17 protein-coding genes and 1 pseudogene are annotated in these 16,534 nt (G+C 65.7%); 8 read left to right on the top strand and 10 right to left on the bottom strand.

Annotation, left to right across the window (positions count from 1 at the left end; all coding sequences use genetic code 11):
• Window positions 1–181: pseudogene (locus ASE64_RS10395) on the top strand (hypothetical protein); the annotation flags it as partial.
• A 73-nt stretch (window positions 182–254) separates the two neighbouring features.
• Here ASE64_RS10395 and ASE64_RS10390 read toward each other — a convergent pair.
• Window positions 255–743, bottom strand: coding sequence for a pyridoxamine 5'-phosphate oxidase family protein (locus tag ASE64_RS10390; protein ID WP_055779663.1), 489 nt, complete (start codon window positions 741–743; stop codon window positions 255–257).
• Between the two features lie 205 nt (window positions 744–948).
• Between ASE64_RS10390 and ASE64_RS10385 the strand changes: the two genes are divergently transcribed.
• A complete protein-coding gene (locus ASE64_RS10385; protein WP_055779660.1) occupies window positions 949–1,962 on the top strand; it encodes a TerC family protein in 1,014 nt (337 codons plus the stop codon).
• Here ASE64_RS10385 and ASE64_RS10380 read toward each other — a convergent pair.
• Genes ASE64_RS10380 through ASE64_RS10370 form a run of 3 tightly spaced genes read right to left on the bottom strand, consistent with a single transcriptional unit; the run spans window position 1,959 to window position 3,866 of the window.
• Window positions 1,959–2,861: an alpha/beta hydrolase fold domain-containing protein gene (locus tag ASE64_RS10380; protein WP_055779657.1), complete on the bottom strand. Its 903-nt coding sequence runs from the start codon at window positions 2,859–2,861 to the stop codon at window positions 1,959–1,961. The genes ASE64_RS10385 and ASE64_RS10380 overlap by 4 nt on opposite strands.
• 5 nt (window positions 2,862–2,866) lie before the next feature.
• A complete protein-coding gene (locus ASE64_RS10375; protein WP_055779656.1) occupies window positions 2,867–3,400 on the bottom strand; it encodes a tetratricopeptide repeat protein in 534 nt (177 codons plus the stop codon).
• Window positions 3,387–3,866 carry an SRPBCC family protein gene (locus ASE64_RS10370; RefSeq protein ID WP_055779654.1) on the bottom strand — a complete coding sequence of 160 codons (480 nt, stop codon included), beginning with the start codon at window positions 3,864–3,866 and terminating at the stop codon, window positions 3,387–3,389. The genes ASE64_RS10375 and ASE64_RS10370 overlap by 14 nt, the downstream gene beginning before the upstream one ends.
• A gap of 76 nt (window positions 3,867–3,942) precedes the next feature.
• Here ASE64_RS10370 and ASE64_RS17595 point away from each other — a divergent pair, with 76 nt between their 5' ends.
• The 3 genes from ASE64_RS17595 (at window position 3,943) to ASE64_RS10355 (ending at window position 5,500) form a co-directional block, all read left to right on the top strand.
• Window positions 3,943–4,383 (top strand): hypothetical protein, encoded by a 441-nt coding sequence (locus tag ASE64_RS17595; RefSeq protein WP_055779651.1) that lies wholly within the window; start codon window positions 3,943–3,945, stop codon window positions 4,381–4,383.
• 43 nt (window positions 4,384–4,426) lie between these two features.
• Window positions 4,427–4,792, top strand: coding sequence for an A1S_2505 family phage non-structural protein (locus ASE64_RS10360; protein WP_055779649.1), 366 nt, complete (start codon window positions 4,427–4,429; stop codon window positions 4,790–4,792).
• A gap of 216 nt (window positions 4,793–5,008) precedes the next feature.
• A complete protein-coding gene (locus ASE64_RS10355; protein ID WP_055779647.1) occupies window positions 5,009–5,500 on the top strand; it encodes an FBP domain-containing protein in 492 nt (163 codons plus the stop codon).
• A gap of 81 nt (window positions 5,501–5,581) precedes the next feature.
• On the opposite strand, the gene ASE64_RS10350 is transcribed toward ASE64_RS10355, so the two are convergent.
• Window positions 5,582–5,902 carry a hypothetical protein gene (locus ASE64_RS10350; protein WP_055779645.1) on the bottom strand — a complete coding sequence of 107 codons (321 nt, stop codon included), beginning with the start codon at window positions 5,900–5,902 and terminating at the stop codon, window positions 5,582–5,584.
• Window positions 5,903–5,968: 66 nt separating this feature from the next.
• Here ASE64_RS10350 and ASE64_RS10345 point away from each other — a divergent pair, with 66 nt between their 5' ends.
• Window positions 5,969–6,304, top strand: coding sequence for a VOC family protein (locus ASE64_RS10345; RefSeq protein ID WP_156351776.1), 336 nt, complete (start codon window positions 5,969–5,971; stop codon window positions 6,302–6,304).
• 30 nt (window positions 6,305–6,334) lie between these two features.
• Here ASE64_RS10345 and ASE64_RS10340 read toward each other — a convergent pair whose 3' ends face one another.
• Window positions 6,335–8,692 carry a hypothetical protein gene (locus ASE64_RS10340; protein WP_156351774.1) on the bottom strand — a complete coding sequence of 786 codons (2,358 nt, stop codon included), beginning with the start codon at window positions 8,690–8,692 and terminating at the stop codon, window positions 6,335–6,337.
• 71 nt (window positions 8,693–8,763) lie between these two features.
• Between ASE64_RS10340 and ASE64_RS10335 the strand changes: the two genes are divergently transcribed.
• On the top strand, window positions 8,764–11,196 hold the full coding sequence (locus tag ASE64_RS10335; RefSeq protein WP_055779639.1) for an ATP-binding cassette domain-containing protein: 2,433 nt from the start codon (window positions 8,764–8,766) through the stop codon (window positions 11,194–11,196).
• On the opposite strand, the gene ASE64_RS10330 is transcribed toward ASE64_RS10335, so the two are convergent.
• The 4 genes from ASE64_RS10330 to ASE64_RS10315 form a co-directional block, all read right to left on the bottom strand.
• Window positions 11,166–12,035 (bottom strand): helix-turn-helix domain-containing protein, encoded by an 870-nt coding sequence (locus ASE64_RS10330; RefSeq protein WP_055779637.1) that lies wholly within the window; start codon window positions 12,033–12,035, stop codon window positions 11,166–11,168. The two genes, ASE64_RS10335 and ASE64_RS10330, sit on opposite strands and share 31 nt — an antisense overlap.
• Before the next feature lie 73 nt (window positions 12,036–12,108).
• Window positions 12,109–12,945, bottom strand: a complete 837-nt coding sequence (locus ASE64_RS10325) for a carbohydrate ABC transporter permease (RefSeq protein ID WP_055779634.1) — start codon at window positions 12,943–12,945, stop codon at window positions 12,109–12,111.
• Window positions 12,939–13,826, bottom strand: coding sequence for a carbohydrate ABC transporter permease (locus ASE64_RS10320; RefSeq protein WP_055779631.1), 888 nt, complete (start codon window positions 13,824–13,826; stop codon window positions 12,939–12,941). Before ASE64_RS10320 ends, ASE64_RS10325 begins: the two co-directional genes overlap by 7 nt.
• A 76-nt stretch (window positions 13,827–13,902) precedes the next feature.
• The gene (locus ASE64_RS10315) at window positions 13,903–15,222 is read right to left on the bottom strand and encodes an ABC transporter substrate-binding protein (protein WP_055779628.1); all 1,320 of its coding nucleotides are present in this window, start codon (window positions 15,220–15,222) and stop codon (window positions 13,903–13,905) included.
• 262 nt (window positions 15,223–15,484) lie between these two features.
• Between ASE64_RS10315 and ASE64_RS10310 the strand changes: the two genes are divergently transcribed.
• A complete protein-coding gene (locus ASE64_RS10310) occupies window positions 15,485–16,516 on the top strand; it encodes an SIS domain-containing protein (protein ID WP_235480569.1) in 1,032 nt (343 codons plus the stop codon).
• Window positions 16,517–16,534 lie beyond the last annotated feature (18 nt).

The following is a 16,534-nucleotide window of genomic DNA, read 5'->3' as shown; positions in this document are numbered from 1 at the left end:
CCTCCACGGAGGAACCCTGAAGCCGCTCCAGACCGGCCCGAACGACACCGCCATCCTCGAAGGCACCACCGTCCACATCTCCTCCGACGCCGCCGGCCTCCTGAACGACACGTTCAAGACCGACGCCGTCAAGGCCGGCCTCCTCGTCGGAGTCGCCAAGATCACCGTCAACACCAAGTAACACCCCCGCACAACCAGAACGGCCCGCCACAAACGTGGCGGGCCATTCTGCTGTGTACAGCTCGGTCGAGCGGCTAGTCGAGGTTCACTTTCGCGTTCTCGCTGCCGCCACCGGTCGACCCGGTGACCTTCGACTTCACGAAGCTGATCACCGAAGCGATGCGACCCCCGGGGCTGTCCCAGTACTCGGCGCCGGAGGCGGAGAACTTGACGAGCGTCACGTTCGGGTCCTCCGGTCCATCGGGGAACCAAGCCTCGACGAACGGGTTCCAGTACTCCTTGACTCGCGCGAGGTCGTCCACCTGCTTGGCCGTGCCGGTCAGCGAGACCCAGGTGTCGTTCGACGCGAACGAGACTCCCGCGACCGGGTTGACCCCGAGCTCCGCGACCTCGTGCGAGTCGCGAGCGACGATGAACCACAGGTCGCCGTCGAACTCGGCCTCCTGAACGGTGAGGGGGCGGGCGACGAGCTCGCCCAGTGTGTTGACGGTCGTGACCATCGCGAATCGGAACTCGCGAATGAGTTCGGCGACCTTCGCGACGTCTGCTGATGAATCAGGCATAGTGCTTCTCCTTCTGTGGGTACTCACAACCTTGCGGCAGTGCGCAGGTAGCCGACAGGGGATAGACTTGTAGCCGCAAGGGGAGTATTCCCGCACGGCTGACTCGTCAGTACGGACCCATCGACGGGTTCCGGGCAGCCGGCCTTCACATCGTGAAGGTGGAAGAGACCTTGGTTCTTCTACACCCGACCGTGGAGCTACCCCTATGCAGATCACCCCTCTCGTCTGGCTGATCACCATCGCCGTGACGATTGCCTTCTTCGTCTTCGAGTTCTTCGTGCACGTGCGAAAGCCGCACGAACCGTCCATCGCCGAATCGGCCCGCTGGTCGGTCTTCTACATCAGCCTCGCCCTCCTCTTCGGAGTCGGCATCGGCATGTTCTCCGGCTGGAACTTCGGCGGAGAGTACTTCGCCGGCTACCTCACCGAGAAGGCGCTGTCGATCGACAACCTCTTCGTCTTCCTGATCGTGATGACCGGGTTCGCCGTACCCAAGGCGTTCCAGCAGAAGGTGCTGATGATCGGCATCATCATCGCCCTGATCATGCGCGGAGCCTTCATCGCGGTCGGCGCGACCCTGATCGACAACTTCTCGTGGATCTTCTACATCTTCGGTGCCTTGCTGCTGGTACTGGCCTACCGCCAGGCCTTTAGCAACCACGAGTCCGACCCCGCCAATGGCAAGATCGTCAAGTTCGCCCGCAAGCTGCTGCCGATCACGAACGACTATCACGAAGACAAGATCTCGGTGAAGATCGACGGCAAGCGCTTCTTCACCCCGATGCTGCTCACCATCGTGGCCATCGGCTTCATCGACCTGGTGTTCGCGGTCGACTCGATCCCCGCCATCTACGGGCTCACCAACGAGGCCTACATCGTCTTCACCGCCAACGCGTTCGCTCTCATGGGCCTGCGCCAGCTGTACTTCCTGATCGGTGGGCTGCTTGAGCGCCTCGTCTACCTCGCCCAGGGCCTCGCGGTCATTCTCGCCTTCATCGGTGTGAAGCTCGTGTTCCACGCCCTGCACGTCAACGAGCTCCCGTTCATCAACGGAGGAGAGCACGTCGAGTGGGCGCCCGAGATCCCCATCTGGTTCTCGCTCGTCTTCATCGGTCTCACCATCACGGTGGCCACGGTGCTCAGCCTGCGCAAGACGCGCGGCGACGCTCGTCGCGACGAGGTGGCCGTGGCCGAAGACGCCAAAGAGGGCAAGCTCTAAGCGCTCAGCGAGCTCCGGATGCGCGACACGATGACCTCGCGCGCGTCACGCCCGACACGAGTCGGTAGCAACGGGAACACGTGCACCTGGCCGATGCCCTCGTGAAGGTCTAGTTCGACCCCGGCGTCCGCCGCCTTCTGTACGAGGAGGCGGGCGTCGGGGTTGAGCACATCGCGCGTTCCCGTGAACAGGGTGATCGGCCCGAGCCCGGCCAGCTCGCCGAACAGGGGACTCACGACGGGATCGAGCAGATCGTTCTCGCCCCGCCAGTACTCGGCGAAGACCTTTCCGCCGGGCGTCGCCAACCACGGGTCGGTGGGCTGCACCCGAGGAATCTCGGGGTTGCCCCACGTGAGGTCGAGTGCGGGCGAGATCAGCACAGTCTGACGCAGCGTGATGCCGTGCGAGTCACGCAGCGCGAGCGCCACCGACAACGAGATCTGGCCGCCGGCCGAGTCCCCTCCGATGGCGGCGCTGCCGTAGCGGTCGATGTTGTCTCGAACGAGGTCGGCGACCTTCGACGCGACGTCCGCGGCCGTGCCGAACGGAATCAGAGGGTAGATCGGCACGGTCACCGTGGTGTTCGACTCCACAGCGATCTGTGCGGCGAGGTTCCAATGCTGGCTCACGATCTCGTTCACCCAGCCGCCGCCGTGAACGTAGACGAGGCTTCCGACCGGCGTTCCGACGCGCGGCGCGACCGTGTACACGGGCCAGCCGTTGCGCAGGGCGACGTCGACCCGAACATCCGGATGCAGCTGGCCGGGCGGGGCATACGACGTGGGCCTGAGCGATCGGGCACGTACGTGACGCCGCGCCTCGGCGGCCGAGACGAAGTTGCGGTTGGCGCGCACGAGTCGCAGGGCAGGAGCGACGATGCCGCTCGGAACGGTGACCATGACTCCTATTGTGGTCGGCGTTCCTGTGCCGCGGTGTCGAGGTCTCGCAGGTAGTCGGCGTTGCCGCGAAGTGCCGGCTCGTAGCGGTCGATGTCGGGCGAGTGGATGCGATCGGCCGCCAACGCAAGCAGCTCGGCGACGGCGGCGTCACTGCGCGATGCCGCGTGCAGCGACAGGGCGAGGAACACCCGCAGCGAGTCGGAGTCGGGATAGTCGGAGCACGCCTCTCGGAGAACCGCGATCGACTCGTCGAACAGGCCCAGGTTGCGCAGGGTGCTGCCGTATTGCAGGAGGCATCGCCGCCGCGTATCGCCCTGCAGGCCGGCAGCGAGGGCACGTTCGTAGAAACCACGAGCGCGTTCCTCCTCGCCGGCGGTGTCGTATGCTCCGCCAACCTCGTAGATCGCCTCGGGGTTGTCGGGGTACTGAGCCAGCAGCGCGGTGAAGTACTCGATCGTCGGAGCCATATTGCTGCGATCGCGGCGCGCGTATCCCTCGGCGATCGCGGCCTGAAGATCCCGGTCGTCAGCTGAATGCAAGAGCTTCTCCTGTCTCGAGCAACGACTTGAGGCTCGACAGCACGATTGGCCAGCCATCCGTGACTCCCGCGAGAACCGCGCTGCCGGTGTCGAAGCCGCTGTGGGTGATCGTGAGTTTCGTCTGCGCTCCGGCGGGCTCGAGGTCGAAGGTCGCGATCGAGCGCTTCTCCGACGCCATCCTCGCGAGCAACTCGGGATCGTCTCCGACGGCCTCTCCGAACTCCGGGGTGAACGTCTGCCAGGTGAACGAGAGTCGGCGCGGCTCGTCGAACACGAGCACGAGCTGTTCCGCATCCACGATGTCGACCCCGGCGACGTGCCACGTCATCGTCGACCCGACCGCCCAGTCGGTGCTGTGCGTGAGAAACCAGAACTGGCTCGTGAGCGACGGGTCGGTGAGGGCCTGCCAGATGCGCTCTGGCGTCGCACGAATGTAAATCGTGTAACTGAAGGATTCGGCCGGCATGCTTTCGACGGTAGCGGATGCTCGGCCAGGGTGACAGAAAACGCCGGATGTCGGTGGCCGGGTCGACACTGTGCGCATGACAGTCTCGACACCTTCGATCCATGTCCTTCTGCATGCCTACTTCGAGCCGAAGATACGTCGAGCCAAGGCCGAACGGCGTGAACGTCTGATGCATGTCGACAAACGGCTGCGACGCTATCTCGAGAGTGAGGTGCCGGGCCGTTTGTGCTCGGAGTGCAACACTCTCATCGCCGCCGAGCGACAGTTCAGTCCGTACGATGTCGTGGCTCGATTATTCGATGCCCGGGTGCTGCTCGCCAACCTTCCGGGATTCTTGACACCGGATCTTCTGCCCGCAGACGCGTTGCCCAGGCGAACCCAGTTCGAGGTCGTTCGAGGCCTCGGCCGTATGCTCATCGATGACGAGCTCGTCGATGAAGACGATTACAGGGCGTTCGACGCCGCCGTCTCCAGAGTCGTTCAACGTCCTCCCTACCGTGGTCGGCGGTGGCGGTGACGGAGTGCTGGTGGTGCGCACGCGGTCGACGTAGTCTTCCGCCATGAGAATCACGACCCTGCAGCCCGGCGAGATCTTTGTCTTCGGTTCGAATGCGAGCGGGCACCACGGTGCGGGTGCCGCTGCCCAGGCGCAACGAGACTTCGGCGCGGTCTGGGGTGAGGGCCATGGACTGCACGGGCAGTCGTACGCGATCGACACCATGAGCGGGCTCGAGGTGATGGGCAGGGAGATCGACACCTTCGTCGAGTTCGCCGAGTCGCGCCCCGATCTGACGTTCCTGGTGACCGAGATCGGGTGCGGCATCGCGGGATATGCGCCGGCCGACGTAGCGGTGCTCTTTCCGCGAGTGCCACTGAACGTGCGACTGCCGGAGTCGTTCGTTCGGGAGCTCGACCCGGGACGGTAGGTACAGTGGAGTGGTGAGTTACTCCAGTTCATCGGCGTCGCCCTCAGGGCGTGAGGGGGTTGTCGGCAGTTCTCTTGCCGGCATCAGATAGCCCCGCTCCCCAGCCGCACGCGATCATCGCGCGCGGCCAAGTGGTGCGCTTTCTACCGCGCCGTCCGAAGGAACATCTGCTCGCGCTGCTCTCTGCCGCGGGCCGACTCTGATTGGCGACTCACCATGTTTTCTCTGAACGACACAACCATCCGCGACTGCTTCGTGAACGCGTCGCGCAAAGAGCTGTCCGACCTCACGCTGTCCGCGGGCTTCACCGAGATCGACTGGGCGAAGCTCGACTACCTCGGCTGGAACGATCCGAAGCGCCCCCGCCGCGCGTACGTCGTCGTTCCGGTCGGCGACGTCGCGGTCGGCGTGCTGCTGCGGCGGGCCGAGACGAAGCCCGCATCCAGAGCCCAGTGCTCGTGGTGCCAGGACGTGCGGCTGCCCAACGACGTCGTGTTCTTCAGCGCACGTCGCGCGGGCGCGGCCGGGCGCAATGGCGACACCGTTGGCACGCTCGTGTGCGCGGAGTTCGAGTGTTCGCGCAATGTGCGCACACCTCCGGCCATGGCGTATATCGGCTTCGATGTGGCGGCTGCACGGCTCGAGCGCATCGCGTCACTGCAGACCCGAGCGGCCACCTTCGTCGACGACATCCGCGCGACCGCCTGACGTAAGGGCGGGCGCATCCATTTGGCGCATATCGACGTTCCCGCGGGCGTTTGGGTCGATATGCGACAACTGGCAGCGAGGTCAGTTGCGAGTGCGGTGCTCCTCGAGCATCTCCGCGAGCATCCGGTCGTGCAGTTCGGATTCCGCCGAGTCGTTCGGGTCCATGCCGAAGAGCCAGGTGAGCCCGCGGAGCCGTCTGTTGTCGATGCCGATCAGGGCGATCGAGAGCGTCTCGTTCGGCTGCGCCGTGCCGCGTGCCCACGCGAGGGTCTCGGTGAACGTCGCATCCGACACATCGACCGTGCGCACCGCACGATCGGGCACGGTCGCGAAGTAGACCCGAAAGCTCGACTCGTGCTGTTCCCAGGTGCTGTCGCGCTCGTCGGAATTCGCGATGTTCATGCGGTCGAGCCTAGAGCGGCGGCGGCCGGCAGACGTACCCTTGCCGCACGAGACAAGGAGGCGACCGTGACGATATCCCGCCTGCTCGCCCAGATGACGGTGAGCGATTCCGCGCAGTCCATTCCCTGGTATTCGCTGCTGTTCGGGCGCGGGCCCGATGCGCGTCCGATGGACGGCCTCGTCGAGTGGCATCTCGCCGATACCTTCGGCGTGCAGGTCTGGGTCGAGCCCGAAAGGGCCGGCACCTCGTGCATGGTGCTCGACGACGATGACCTGGATGCCCGGCTTCAGCTGCTCGAAGGCGCCGGCATCGAGAACGGCGGCATCAGAGCGGCGTCGTCGTCTCGGATTCTGCCCGTCGTCGACCCCGACGGCAACCGCATCGTCTTCACGGGACCGTGAGTCATCACGCGTGAGGCGGGGCGCCGCCCGTCACTTCAGCCCGCAGCGCGCGTCACTGCAGTTCACGACAGTGCCAGCCCAGCTCTCCTCATTCCTGTCTGGCCTGCCATAGTCGTCGTCATAGGAGATGGTGGCGACGTCTGGCCTGATATTGCCCGCGATCCTGTCGCCCGCGGCGATGATCGGGTTGCCGTGCGAATCGAGGCTCAGGGCGAGAGCCTCGGTCGACCTGAGATCCTCATTCCGAGTCAGTTTCGCGATCGAACGCGACTCGAGATTTGTGCACTTCGCGTCGAGGCAGCTGATCAGGACGAGGGATTCGCGCCGCTCGTTGGCGACGGCGATAAGCGGCCGCCCGCTCTCGTCGATGGCGAACGCGGGCGTTCGCAGGCCCGCGTCATAGCCGGTCAGATCGCTGGCGCTGGTCGACGAGCAGGCACTGTCGGCGCAGGTGAAGAGCCGCAGTTTCGAGCTGTCTTCGGGGCGAGAGAGGATGACGGGCAATCCGTCGGCTCCGAGCTCGATCTGTGCACCGAATGTCTCGTCGTAGCCGAAACCAGATGACTCCTCGCTCTCGACCACGGGGGCCAGTTCGGGGGCCTCAACGCGGAGCTCGGCGCCATCGGCTTTCCCCGAGATGACCCGCAGAGCCGGAGCCGGTACGTCCGCGCGAGAGTCCTCGCGGTTGGCCAGAGTCACGACTGCCGTGCCATCGGCGGTGACGGCGACGTCGATGGAGGCTCTGCTCGGCGCGTTGCCGATCCATTCGAGCTGCGTCGTCTTCGTGGTGGCGGAGGAGCAGGCGGCGTCGTCGCAGAAGACGATCCACATGGTTGCCTCGGGCGGTCCGCCGGTGCGTCGAGCGACGGCGGCGATCACGGGATGCGCGCTGTCGTTCGATACGGCGACGGCGCTGCGGTCGGTCACGGTTCGGGTGTCGACCTCGTCGTCTTCATTGAACGTCGAATCGAACGAGGCGAGGGTGGTGCGGCTTCCGGGGGGCTCCGTGGAGGTTCGCTCACCCTGACGCGTCGTGTCATCCCATCGACGCAGTTCGTCGGCGCTCGTTGACACCGCGTCGAGCTCGAACCGATTGTCGGCGGTGTCTTCCTCGTCTCCGACGAACATCCACTGTGCGGTGAAGAGACCGCCGTCGTCTGTACCGATCGTGTCTGTCGAAAGGTACGACGACAGGGTGGAGATCGGCGAGCAGCTCGCGCCGTGGCAGACGCGCAGCGAGTATCGGTCGTAGCCGACATTTGCGCTCAGCACAGCCGTGCCGTCGTCGCCCACGGGCACGATGCTCGCCGAATCCTCGATCGAGGGCACCGTGACAGCCGAGTACGACACGAATCCCCACGGATTCACGAGCGCGAGCGGCACCGCGAGCAGAGCGGGAACCAGCAGCACGGCCAATCCGACCAGCGCGCCGCCGCGGGTCCCGACATCCGAGTCTTTCTGCGCCCACGACGGCGCGGGCAGGGGCACGATCGGCTGGGTGCCGATGCGAGCGCGGGACTCCTCGCGTACGATCACGGCGCGCACCGCGACGGCGGTGAGAAACAGAACAAGAGCGGCGGGAACGACGATGCCGAGCGCGACGGAGACCATGGCGGAGAGCAGCGACTGGAGCATGAGTCCGGCGAGCAGCCTCAGGCCGACGCCGATCCCGACCACGACCACGGCCGCGATGATCAGACTGACCCTGGGCGAGCGGTCTTCTGTGCGCCCTGAGACGACATCCTTTCCGGAGCGCCAGCCGCGCGCGAGAGCCTGACCCCACGATGCGCTGCGCAGAACGAGCTGTGGCCACGCCAAAAGCAACGGCGCGGCGACGATCAGAACGATCAGGGCCACGACGAGGCCGACGATGGCCTGAACCGGTGCGATCGCCAGGGCGACGGATGCGGCCACGGCGGCGACGGCGATCGCGAGCGCGCCGACGAACGCGAGCGCGACCAGGCCGGGTCGGCCCGCGGCACGGCGCCACGCCGCAGGCGCCGGGAGACGGGCATCGGTGGTGTTCGCGATCAGGGAGTGCGTGGCGGCGGTGATGCCGAAGGCGTGACCCGCGCAGAGCAGGATCACGGCGATCGCAGCGGCGATAAGCGCCTCGGTCGCGCCGGCCACTTCGGTGACGTTTCCGTTGACGAGCACGAGCGCGTCGCGCGGCACGATCGACAGAGCAGCGACCGTGGCCGCGACGGCGGCGATGATCACGGGAACGCCGTAGGCCAGCGCCGGAGCCGGCGACAGCAGGACCAGCGCCCAGGCGCGGGGCGGGCCGTACATGCGGCGGGCGGCATCCCGAGCGGCTTCGGCGGAGCGCTCCGGCTGCTCCGGCGCAGGCTCGGGGGTGGGCGTGGTCTGTGAGGCGGAGTCTGGCACCTAAAGCACACTAACAGCGGCGGAAAATCCCCCACAGGGGGAGAACTCCCCATACCCCGCATACGATTGAAATGGTGCAGACAGAACCGAACCAGCCCATCGCATCCGCCGAGCCCGGTTTCGTGCGCGTGCGCGGCGCCCGCGAGAACAACCTGCGCGACGTCGACGTCGACGTGCCGCGCGACCGCATCGTAGCCTTCACCGGGGTCTCGGGATCGGGCAAATCGTCGCTGGCGTTCGGCACCATCTTCGGCGAGGCCCAGCGCCGCTTTCTCGAGTCGGTCGCGCCGTACGCACGTCGTCTGATCGCGCAGGGCAGCACTCCTCACGTCGATGAGATCACGGGTCTGCCTCCCGCCGTCGCCCTGCAGCAACGACGCGGAGCCCCCAGCTCGCGTTCGACCGTCGGCACTCTCACGACGCTCTCGAATCTGCTGCGCATGCTCTATTCGCGGGCCGGTACCTACCCCGCGGATGCGACGGGTCGGCTCGACTCCGATTCGTTCTCCCCCAACACGGCGGCCGGCGCCTGCCCGCGCTGTCATGGACTCGGCATCGCGCACGACGTGACTGAGGCGACGGCCGTGCACGACCCCGCCCTGAGCATCCGAGACGGAGCCATCACCGCGTGGCCCGGGGCCTGGCAGGGCAAGAACCTGCGCGACGTGACGGCGGGGCTCGGCTACGACATCGATCGCCCCTGGCGCGAACTGTCGCAGAAAGACAGGGATTGGCTGCTCTTCACGGATGAGCAGCCCGTGGTCGAGGTGACCCCGCAGCGCGATCGCGTGGCGAAGCCCTACAAGGGGCGCTTCTGGAGTGCCAAGAGCTTCATCATGCACACCCTCGCCGACTCCAAGAGCGAGGCCCAGCGCAACCGGGCACAGCGCTTCGTCGAGACCGCACCCTGCTCGCTCTGCGGGGGCAGCGGCCTCACACGGGCGGCGCTCGCGGTGACCTTCGCCGGGCACAGCATCGCCGAGCTGAACGACATGCCCTTCGCCGCGCTCGCCGACGTGCTGCGCCCGACCGCCGAGCTGAAGACGGCGACAGTCGCACGTTCCGACCGCTCGTCGGGTGAACTCACCGAGGTCGCGGTCACGATCGCCTCCGACCTGCTCGCTCGCATCGAGGTGCTCGTCGGCCTCGGACTCGACTACCTCGGCCTGAGCCGCGCGACGCCGACGCTTTCTCCCGGCGAGATGCAGCGCCTGCGCATCGCCACTCAGCTGAGATCGGGTCTCTTCGGCGTGATCTACGTGCTCGACGAGCCATCGGCTGGGCTGCACCCCGCCGACGCCGAACCTCTCATCACCGTGCTCGAGCAGCTTCAGGCCTCGGGCAACTCGGTCTTCGTCGTCGAGCACAACATGGATGTCGTGCGTCGGGCCGACTGGGTCGTCGACGTCGGCCCCGGGGCCGGGTCGAGCGGTGGATGCGTGCTGTACAGCGGGCCCGTCGGCGGGCTCGCCGAGATCGAAGACTCCGTGACGCGGCCGTTCCTCTTCGCGTCGCCGGCCGACGGGTCGTCGCGGCGCACGGCACGCGACCCCCAGCGCTGGCTGAACCTGCGAGCGGTGTCGCGGCACAACATCCAGAATCTGGATGTCGACATACCGTTGGGCGTGCTCACGGCGGTGACCGGGGTGTCGGGCTCGGGCAAGTCCAGCCTCGTGGGCGGCGTGCTCGCCGAACAGGCGCTGGCCGACGACGCCGTCGATCGCGTCGTGCAGGTCGATCAGAAGCCGATCGGGCGCACACCGAGGTCGAACCTCGCCACCTACACAGGGCTGTTCGATGCCGTGCGCACGACTTTCGCCGCGACCGACGAAGCGCGTGAGCGCGGCTATGATGCCGGTCGCTTTTCGTTCAACGTCGACGGCGGACGCTGCCCCACCTGCCTCGGCGAGGGCTTCGTCTCGGTCGAGCTGCTCTTCCTGCCGGGGAGCTACGCGCCCTGCCCCGACTGCGGCGGCACTCGCTACAACGCCGAGACCCTCGAGGTGCGCTACCGCGACGCGTCGATCGCCGACGTGCTGGCGATGACCGTCGACGAGGCAGCGGAGTTCCTCGGTAATGTCGTCGTCGCGGCGCGCAGCCTCGACACCCTGCGCAAAGTGGGGCTCGGATACCTGCGCCTCGGGCAGCCGGCCACCGAGCTGTCAGGAGGAGAGGCTCAGCGCATCAAGCTCGCGACCGAACTGCAGCGTGCCCGACGCGGCCACACGCTCTACGTTCTCGACGAACCGACGACGGGGCTGCATCCGGCCGACGTGCGCCTACTCGTGGCACAGCTGAACGCCCTTGTGGATGCCGACAACACGGTCGTGCTCGTCGAGCACGACATGAGCGTGGTCGCCGACGCAGACTGGGTGATCGACATGGGCCCGGCCGGCGGCGACAAAGGTGGCCTGGTCGTGGCGGCCGGTCGTCCGGAGGCTGTCGCCACGAATGGAGACAGCCGCACGGCGCCCTACCTGGCGGCTGCGCTCGCTTCGGCCTGAGTCTCGTCGAGTTCGTCGGCGTCGTCGGGCCCGCGCAGGCGAGCCAGCAGATGTTCGATCGCGAAGCCGGCGGGGGAGTCCGGCTCCGGGACGATCACGTTCATGAAGAGACCGCCGGGTACGTCGAGCACCTGAAAGGGAAGCTCGACCCAGCCGTAGCCGTCGACGAAGTTGGGGGCGAGTCCCGACGAGAAGGGCCGAGCCTCGTGGGCCAGCCAGAACTCCCGGAAGTCGGCATCCGGCATGAGCTGGTCGACGATCTGCCGTAGACGAGGGTCATCCGGGTCGGCGTGGAAGCGTAGCGCCGCGACGGAGTCTCGCGCGGTCTCGCGCCAGCGCTCGTTCGATCTGTTCTCGAGGGGAGTCTCGAACATCATCACGACGTAGTTGTTGCCCGGTATCGAATAGCCCGGTGCAAGCGCCGCCGCAAGGCTGTTGACGAAGATCAGGTCTTGATTGCGGTCGAAGATCTCTGCCGAGGTGCCCGCCCACTGGTCGAGCAGGGCACGCAGTCGTGGGGTGACCTCGTGGTCCGTCTCCTGGAGGCGTGTATCGGAGGGCGATGGAAGAGCGAGCTTGTAGAGGTAGCTTCGACCGCTGTCATCGAGGTCGAGCGCGCGGGCCAACGCCTCGAGCACCTGTTCGGAGATGCGGTGATTCTGCCCCTGCTCGAGACGCACGTAGTACTCGAGACTGATGCCGGCGCGCTCGGCGACCTCTTCGCGCCGCAGTCCGCGCACGCGTCGCTGCGGGTCGGGCGGATATCCGACGTCCTCGGGCTTCAGGGCGGCGCGTCTCGCGCGCAGATACTCCGCGAGAACCACCTGCTTCGCCGTCATGGCTCCAGCATAGAAGCATTCTGGAGTCGTCATGCAAGAAATGCCGACGGGGTCGTGCGTCGGTCATGCGCTGTTACTTGCCGATACCGTCGGCGAGGCCCTTCACGAAGTAGCGCTGGCCGAAGAAGAACAGCAGAACGACGGGGATCGCCGCGATCACCATTCCGGCGAACACGACGGGGTAGTCGGTGCCGTGCTTGCTCATGAGACTCGTCAGCCCCACCGGTAGCGTCTGCACGTCGGTCCCGCTCGTGAACACCATCGCGAACAGGTACTCGTTCCAGGCGAAGAGGATGTGCAGGATCACGGTCGACACGATGATCGGTTTGCACATGGGCAGGATGATGCGCCAGAACGTCGACCAGCGGGATGCGCCATCGACCTCGGCGGCCTCGTCGATCTCGCGGGGCAGGTCGATCATGTATGCGCGGATCAGGAATGTCGTGAAGGGGATGCGGAACGCCGTATAGAGGATGAGCAGGGCCCAGAACGTGTTGTAGAGACCGAGGCTCTGGAACATCTTCACGAGCGGAATGAGGGCGACGGCCGGAGCGAGCATGAGTCCGCCGAGGATCACGGTGACGATCGCCCTGTTGAAGGGGATGGTGACTCGGGTGAGGCCGTAGGCGGCCCAGGCGCTGATGAACACCGTCGCGATCGTCGAGGTCACGGTGACCAGCACGCTCATCATGAGGTAGTTGCTGACCCCGCGGTTCCACGCGGTCACGTAGTTCTCCCATTTCCAGGCGATGGGAAGGGCGAACGGGTTGCCGAACAGTTCGGCATTCTCTTTGAAGCCGTTCAGGATCATCCAGAGAAGCGGATAGACCACGACGACCACAAGGCCGAGCAGGAAGGTCCACATGAACACCCTGCCGATGCTGCCGAGGAACGTGAGGCGTTTCACCATTCCACCCTTCTTCTGCGAGTGATCCAGAGTTGAACGAGCGCGATCGCGAGGGTGACGATGAAGATGACCATCGCGATCGCGGCTGCGTAGCCGAAGTCGTTGCGTACGAAGCCCGAGCGGTACAACCACGTGCCGAGCACCTGCGTCGAGTTGTTGGGCCCTCCACTCGTCATCACCATGACCTCGTTGAACACCTGGAAGGCACCCGAGATGGTGACGATCATCATCAACCCGGTCATCTCGCGCACCAGTGGCAGCGTCACCGTGAAGAAGCGGCGGAACGGGCCGACACCGTCGATGGAGGCCGCCTCGTAGAGTTCCGACGGAATGCGTTGGATGGCGATCGCGAACAGCAGTGTCGAGTAGCCGAAGCCCTGCCACTGGCTCATGGCGATGATGCCGAGCATCGCCGTGCTCTCTTGCCCGAGCCACGGGCGGGCCAAGGCATCGAGGCCGACGGAATCCAGCGCGGCATTCAGGAGACCGAGGTTGGGCTCGTAGATGAAGTAGAACAGTAGGCCCGCGACCGTGAGCGAGATGGCGGAGGGGACGAAGTAGATCGCTCGAAGGCTGCGTCGCCACCGGTCGCTGCGGATGCTCTCGATGATCGCCGCGAGGACGATGGCGCCGAAGACCTGGAATGCCACGGAGATGACGGCGTAGAGCAGGTTGTTGCCGAGCGCCGACCAGAAGATCGGATCGTCGACCAGTTTCAGGTAGTTCTTGAGTCCGACGAACTCCGAGGTGCCGCTGTAGATGTCCCACTTCTGCAGGCTGAACCCGAAGTTCTGCACGAGAGGAAGGTAGACGAAGGCGCCGAGGAGGACGAGCGCCGGCAGCACCCAGGCGAACCCGAGGGCTTTCTTCACGGCTGTCTGCATCGAGATTTCTTCCGGCTAGAGGTGTGGGAGGGAGGGGATGGCCGGGGCGGCACGTGCGCGCCGCCCCGGCTGGTTGCTACTCGGCGGACTCGGATGCGTCGCGGACGCTGGTGAGGACCTCGTCGGGCGTCGCGCTGCCGCTGATGATCGCTTCGCCGCCGGCCAACCAGGCATCGGCAACTTCGGGAACCGTGACCATGTCGAGCCAGGCCACGATCTGCGACGCCTCATTGACCTGCGAGATGCCGTCGACGACGGCGTTACTCGAGGTCTCGGCCGACACCGCTCCGACCACCGTGCTCGGCTGACCGTAGGGAGGCGCGGCGAGGGTCTGGGCATTGGTCTTGTCGGTCACGAACTTGAGGAAGTCGATGGCGAGAGCCGCTCGGGGCGACTTCGCGTTCACCAGATAGCCCTCGGGTGCTCCCTCGATGGCGTCGGGATCTCCCTGTGCTCCAGCGGGAACCGGCAGGGCGAAGAATCCGAAGTTGTCGGTGGTGAGGGCGTTGCCCTCCGCGGTGACCGTGTCGAACTCGAGGATCTCCTGGTAGTACATGGCCGCCTTGCCTCCGGCCAGGGCCTCCTGCGCGGTCGTGTAGAGAACACCGTTCGTGCCGTCACCGGTGTCGGTGCAGGTATCGACGAGGGTCTTGAACTGTTCGAGCGCCTTCAGATACCCGGGGTCGTCGAGGGTGGCGGTCTCGGGATCGAAGTCGGCCTCGAGCACGTCGGCGGGCACGTTGTAGGCGAACAGCTGCTGCAGGTAGTGCAGGCCGGGCCATCCGTCTTTGTTGCCGAAGGCGATCGGCTCATAGCCCGCCGCCCGGATCGTGGGGCAGCTGTCGATGAGCTCCTCGAATGACGTGGGAACGCTGACGCCCGCCTCGTCGAAGATCGCCTTGTTATAACCCATGAACTTGCCGTTGTTGTAGAGCGGAACGCCGTAGTACTTGCCGTCGGTCTCGAAAGCGCCGAGCGAGGCGGGGCCGAAGGTCTGGCCCCAGTCGGTGTCGGGCCCGATCACGTCGGTGAGGTCGGCGGCCAGTCCGCCGCGGATGAAGTTGTCGGCCCAGTTGCCGGTGAAGCTGAAGTAGATGTCGGGCAGCGCGCCGGATGCGGTGAGCGTCTTGGTCTTGTCTTTGACGCTCTGGTCGGTCTCTTGAATCAGGTCGAACGACACGTCGGGGTGCAGCGCGGTGTACTCCGTCGCGAGATCTTCGAAGTAGGGCTGCAGGGGGTCGCCCGCGAATTTGGTCAGGATGCTGAGGGTTCCGGAGTATTCCGGTGTCGCGGTCACGTCGACCGGCGCGGCGGACGAGCCCCCTGCACATCCCGTGACCAGGAGGGCTCCGGCCGCGATGAACGCCGCCGCTGTGATTCGTGTTCGTGTGTGCATGGTCTTCCTTCATCTCTCGCCGGAGCGGGGATCTCGGGGCGGCGTCCCGAGGGCTGCCTTCCACCGATCCGCCATTGGATCTGGTTCAACACGTACTGCGTGGTTTCGCTGAACTATATACACAATCTGATACCGGTACCACTCCAGGGCGAAACTTTCTCGAAGATTGGGCTTATCGATCATTTCACCGTCGATGTGTTGACGATCCAAGGATTCATGTGTCAGCATCGGAGCCACCTGATACCGGTACCACACTGGCCCGGTGCAGTTCACGCTCCTGAAAGGACACCTGATGCTCGGATTCGACGAGTCTGCATTCGTCAAGCAGATCGCCAGCGCGGTCGCCCTCCGTCCGCAGATCGAAGAGCTGGTCGACACCCTGGTCGCCCGCGGCTTCGACAACCTCTTTCTGATCGGCGCCGGCGGCACCTACGCGGCGATGTGGCCGTATGAGCACTTCGCCAAGACAGCCTCGTCCCTGCCCGTGAAATCGGTCATCGCGGCCGAGCTGCTCGTCTCGGGCGACAAGACCCTCACGGATCGTTCGGTGGCGATCTTCACCTCCGTCTCGGGCACGACCGATGACAGCCTGCGCGCCATCGAGTACGTCAAGGAGCGCGGGGTGCTGACCGTCGCGTTCACCGGGTTCCCGGACTCCCCGATCGCGCAGCAGGCCGACATCGCCCTCGTCTCCGAGCCCAAGACCTGGCCGTTCGACATGCAGATGATGCTCTTCACGACACGACTGCTCAGCGTGCGCGGCGAGTTCGATGGCTACGAGAAGTTCGCCGGCGAGCTCGAGAAGCTGCCCGAGATCCTGGTCGAGGTCGCGAAACAGGCCGAGCCCATCGCATCCGATTTCGCGGATGCCCACAAAGACACCGACTACTACTTCCTCGTCGGGGGAGGCAATCTCTGGGGCTTCACGTACCTCTACTCCATGTGCATCCTCGAAGAGATGCAGTGGCTCCGCACGACGCGGGTGCACAGCGCCGAGTTCTTCCACGGATCGCTGGAGCTGCTCGAGAAGGACACGAGCGTCATCCTGTTCCAGGGTGAAGACGAGACCCGCGCTCTCACCGATCGGGTCGAGAGATTCGTGCGCACCGTGTCTGACGATGTCACCGTGTTCGACACGAAGGACTACCCCCTCGAGGGAATCAGCCCCGAGTTCCGAGGGCTTCTCGCGCCGGTCGTTCTCGACACCATCACGGGGCGGGTGAGCAAGCACCTCGAGCGGGTGCGTGAGCACTCCCTCGATCTGCGTCGCTACTACCGCGTCGTCGAGTACTGATCCTCCTGCTGTCGGGCG

Source organism: Agreia sp. Leaf210 (assembly GCF_001421485.1).
Taxonomy (GTDB): domain Bacteria; phylum Actinomycetota; class Actinomycetes; order Actinomycetales; family Microbacteriaceae; genus Agreia.
This window is presented reverse-complemented; position numbering and strand designations above follow the sequence as displayed.

Excerpts from the sequence above, each read along its gene's own strand:
- ASE64_RS10380 (WP_055779657.1), bottom strand. The coding sequence starts at position 2,861 with ATGGTCACCGTTCCGAGCGGCATCGTCGCTCCTGCCCTGCGACTCGTG.
- ASE64_RS10370 (WP_055779654.1), bottom strand. The coding sequence starts at position 3,866 with ATGCCGGCCGAATCCTTCAGTTACACGATTTACATTCGTGCGACGCCA.
- ASE64_RS10355 (WP_055779647.1), top strand. The coding sequence starts at position 5,009 with ATGTTTTCTCTGAACGACACAACCATCCGCGACTGCTTCGTGAACGCG.
- ASE64_RS17595 (WP_055779651.1), top strand. The coding sequence starts at position 3,943 with ATGACAGTCTCGACACCTTCGATCCATGTCCTTCTGCATGCCTACTTC.
- ASE64_RS10320 (WP_055779631.1), bottom strand. The coding sequence starts at position 13,826 with ATGCAGACAGCCGTGAAGAAAGCCCTCGGGTTCGCCTGGGTGCTGCCG.
- ASE64_RS10385 (WP_055779660.1), top strand. The coding sequence starts at position 949 with ATGCAGATCACCCCTCTCGTCTGGCTGATCACCATCGCCGTGACGATT.
- ASE64_RS10390 (WP_055779663.1), bottom strand. The coding sequence starts at position 743 with ATGCCTGATTCATCAGCAGACGTCGCGAAGGTCGCCGAACTCATTCGC.
- ASE64_RS10315 (WP_055779628.1), bottom strand. The coding sequence starts at position 15,222 with ATGCACACACGAACACGAATCACAGCGGCGGCGTTCATCGCGGCCGGA.
- ASE64_RS10335 (WP_055779639.1), top strand. The coding sequence starts at position 8,764 with ATGGTGCAGACAGAACCGAACCAGCCCATCGCATCCGCCGAGCCCGGT.
- ASE64_RS10350 (WP_055779645.1), bottom strand. The coding sequence starts at position 5,902 with ATGAACATCGCGAATTCCGACGAGCGCGACAGCACCTGGGAACAGCAC.
- ASE64_RS10360 (WP_055779649.1), top strand. The coding sequence starts at position 4,427 with ATGAGAATCACGACCCTGCAGCCCGGCGAGATCTTTGTCTTCGGTTCG.
- ASE64_RS10325 (WP_055779634.1), bottom strand. The coding sequence starts at position 12,945 with ATGGTGAAACGCCTCACGTTCCTCGGCAGCATCGGCAGGGTGTTCATG.
- ASE64_RS10330 (WP_055779637.1), bottom strand. The coding sequence starts at position 12,035 with ATGACGGCGAAGCAGGTGGTTCTCGCGGAGTATCTGCGCGCGAGACGC.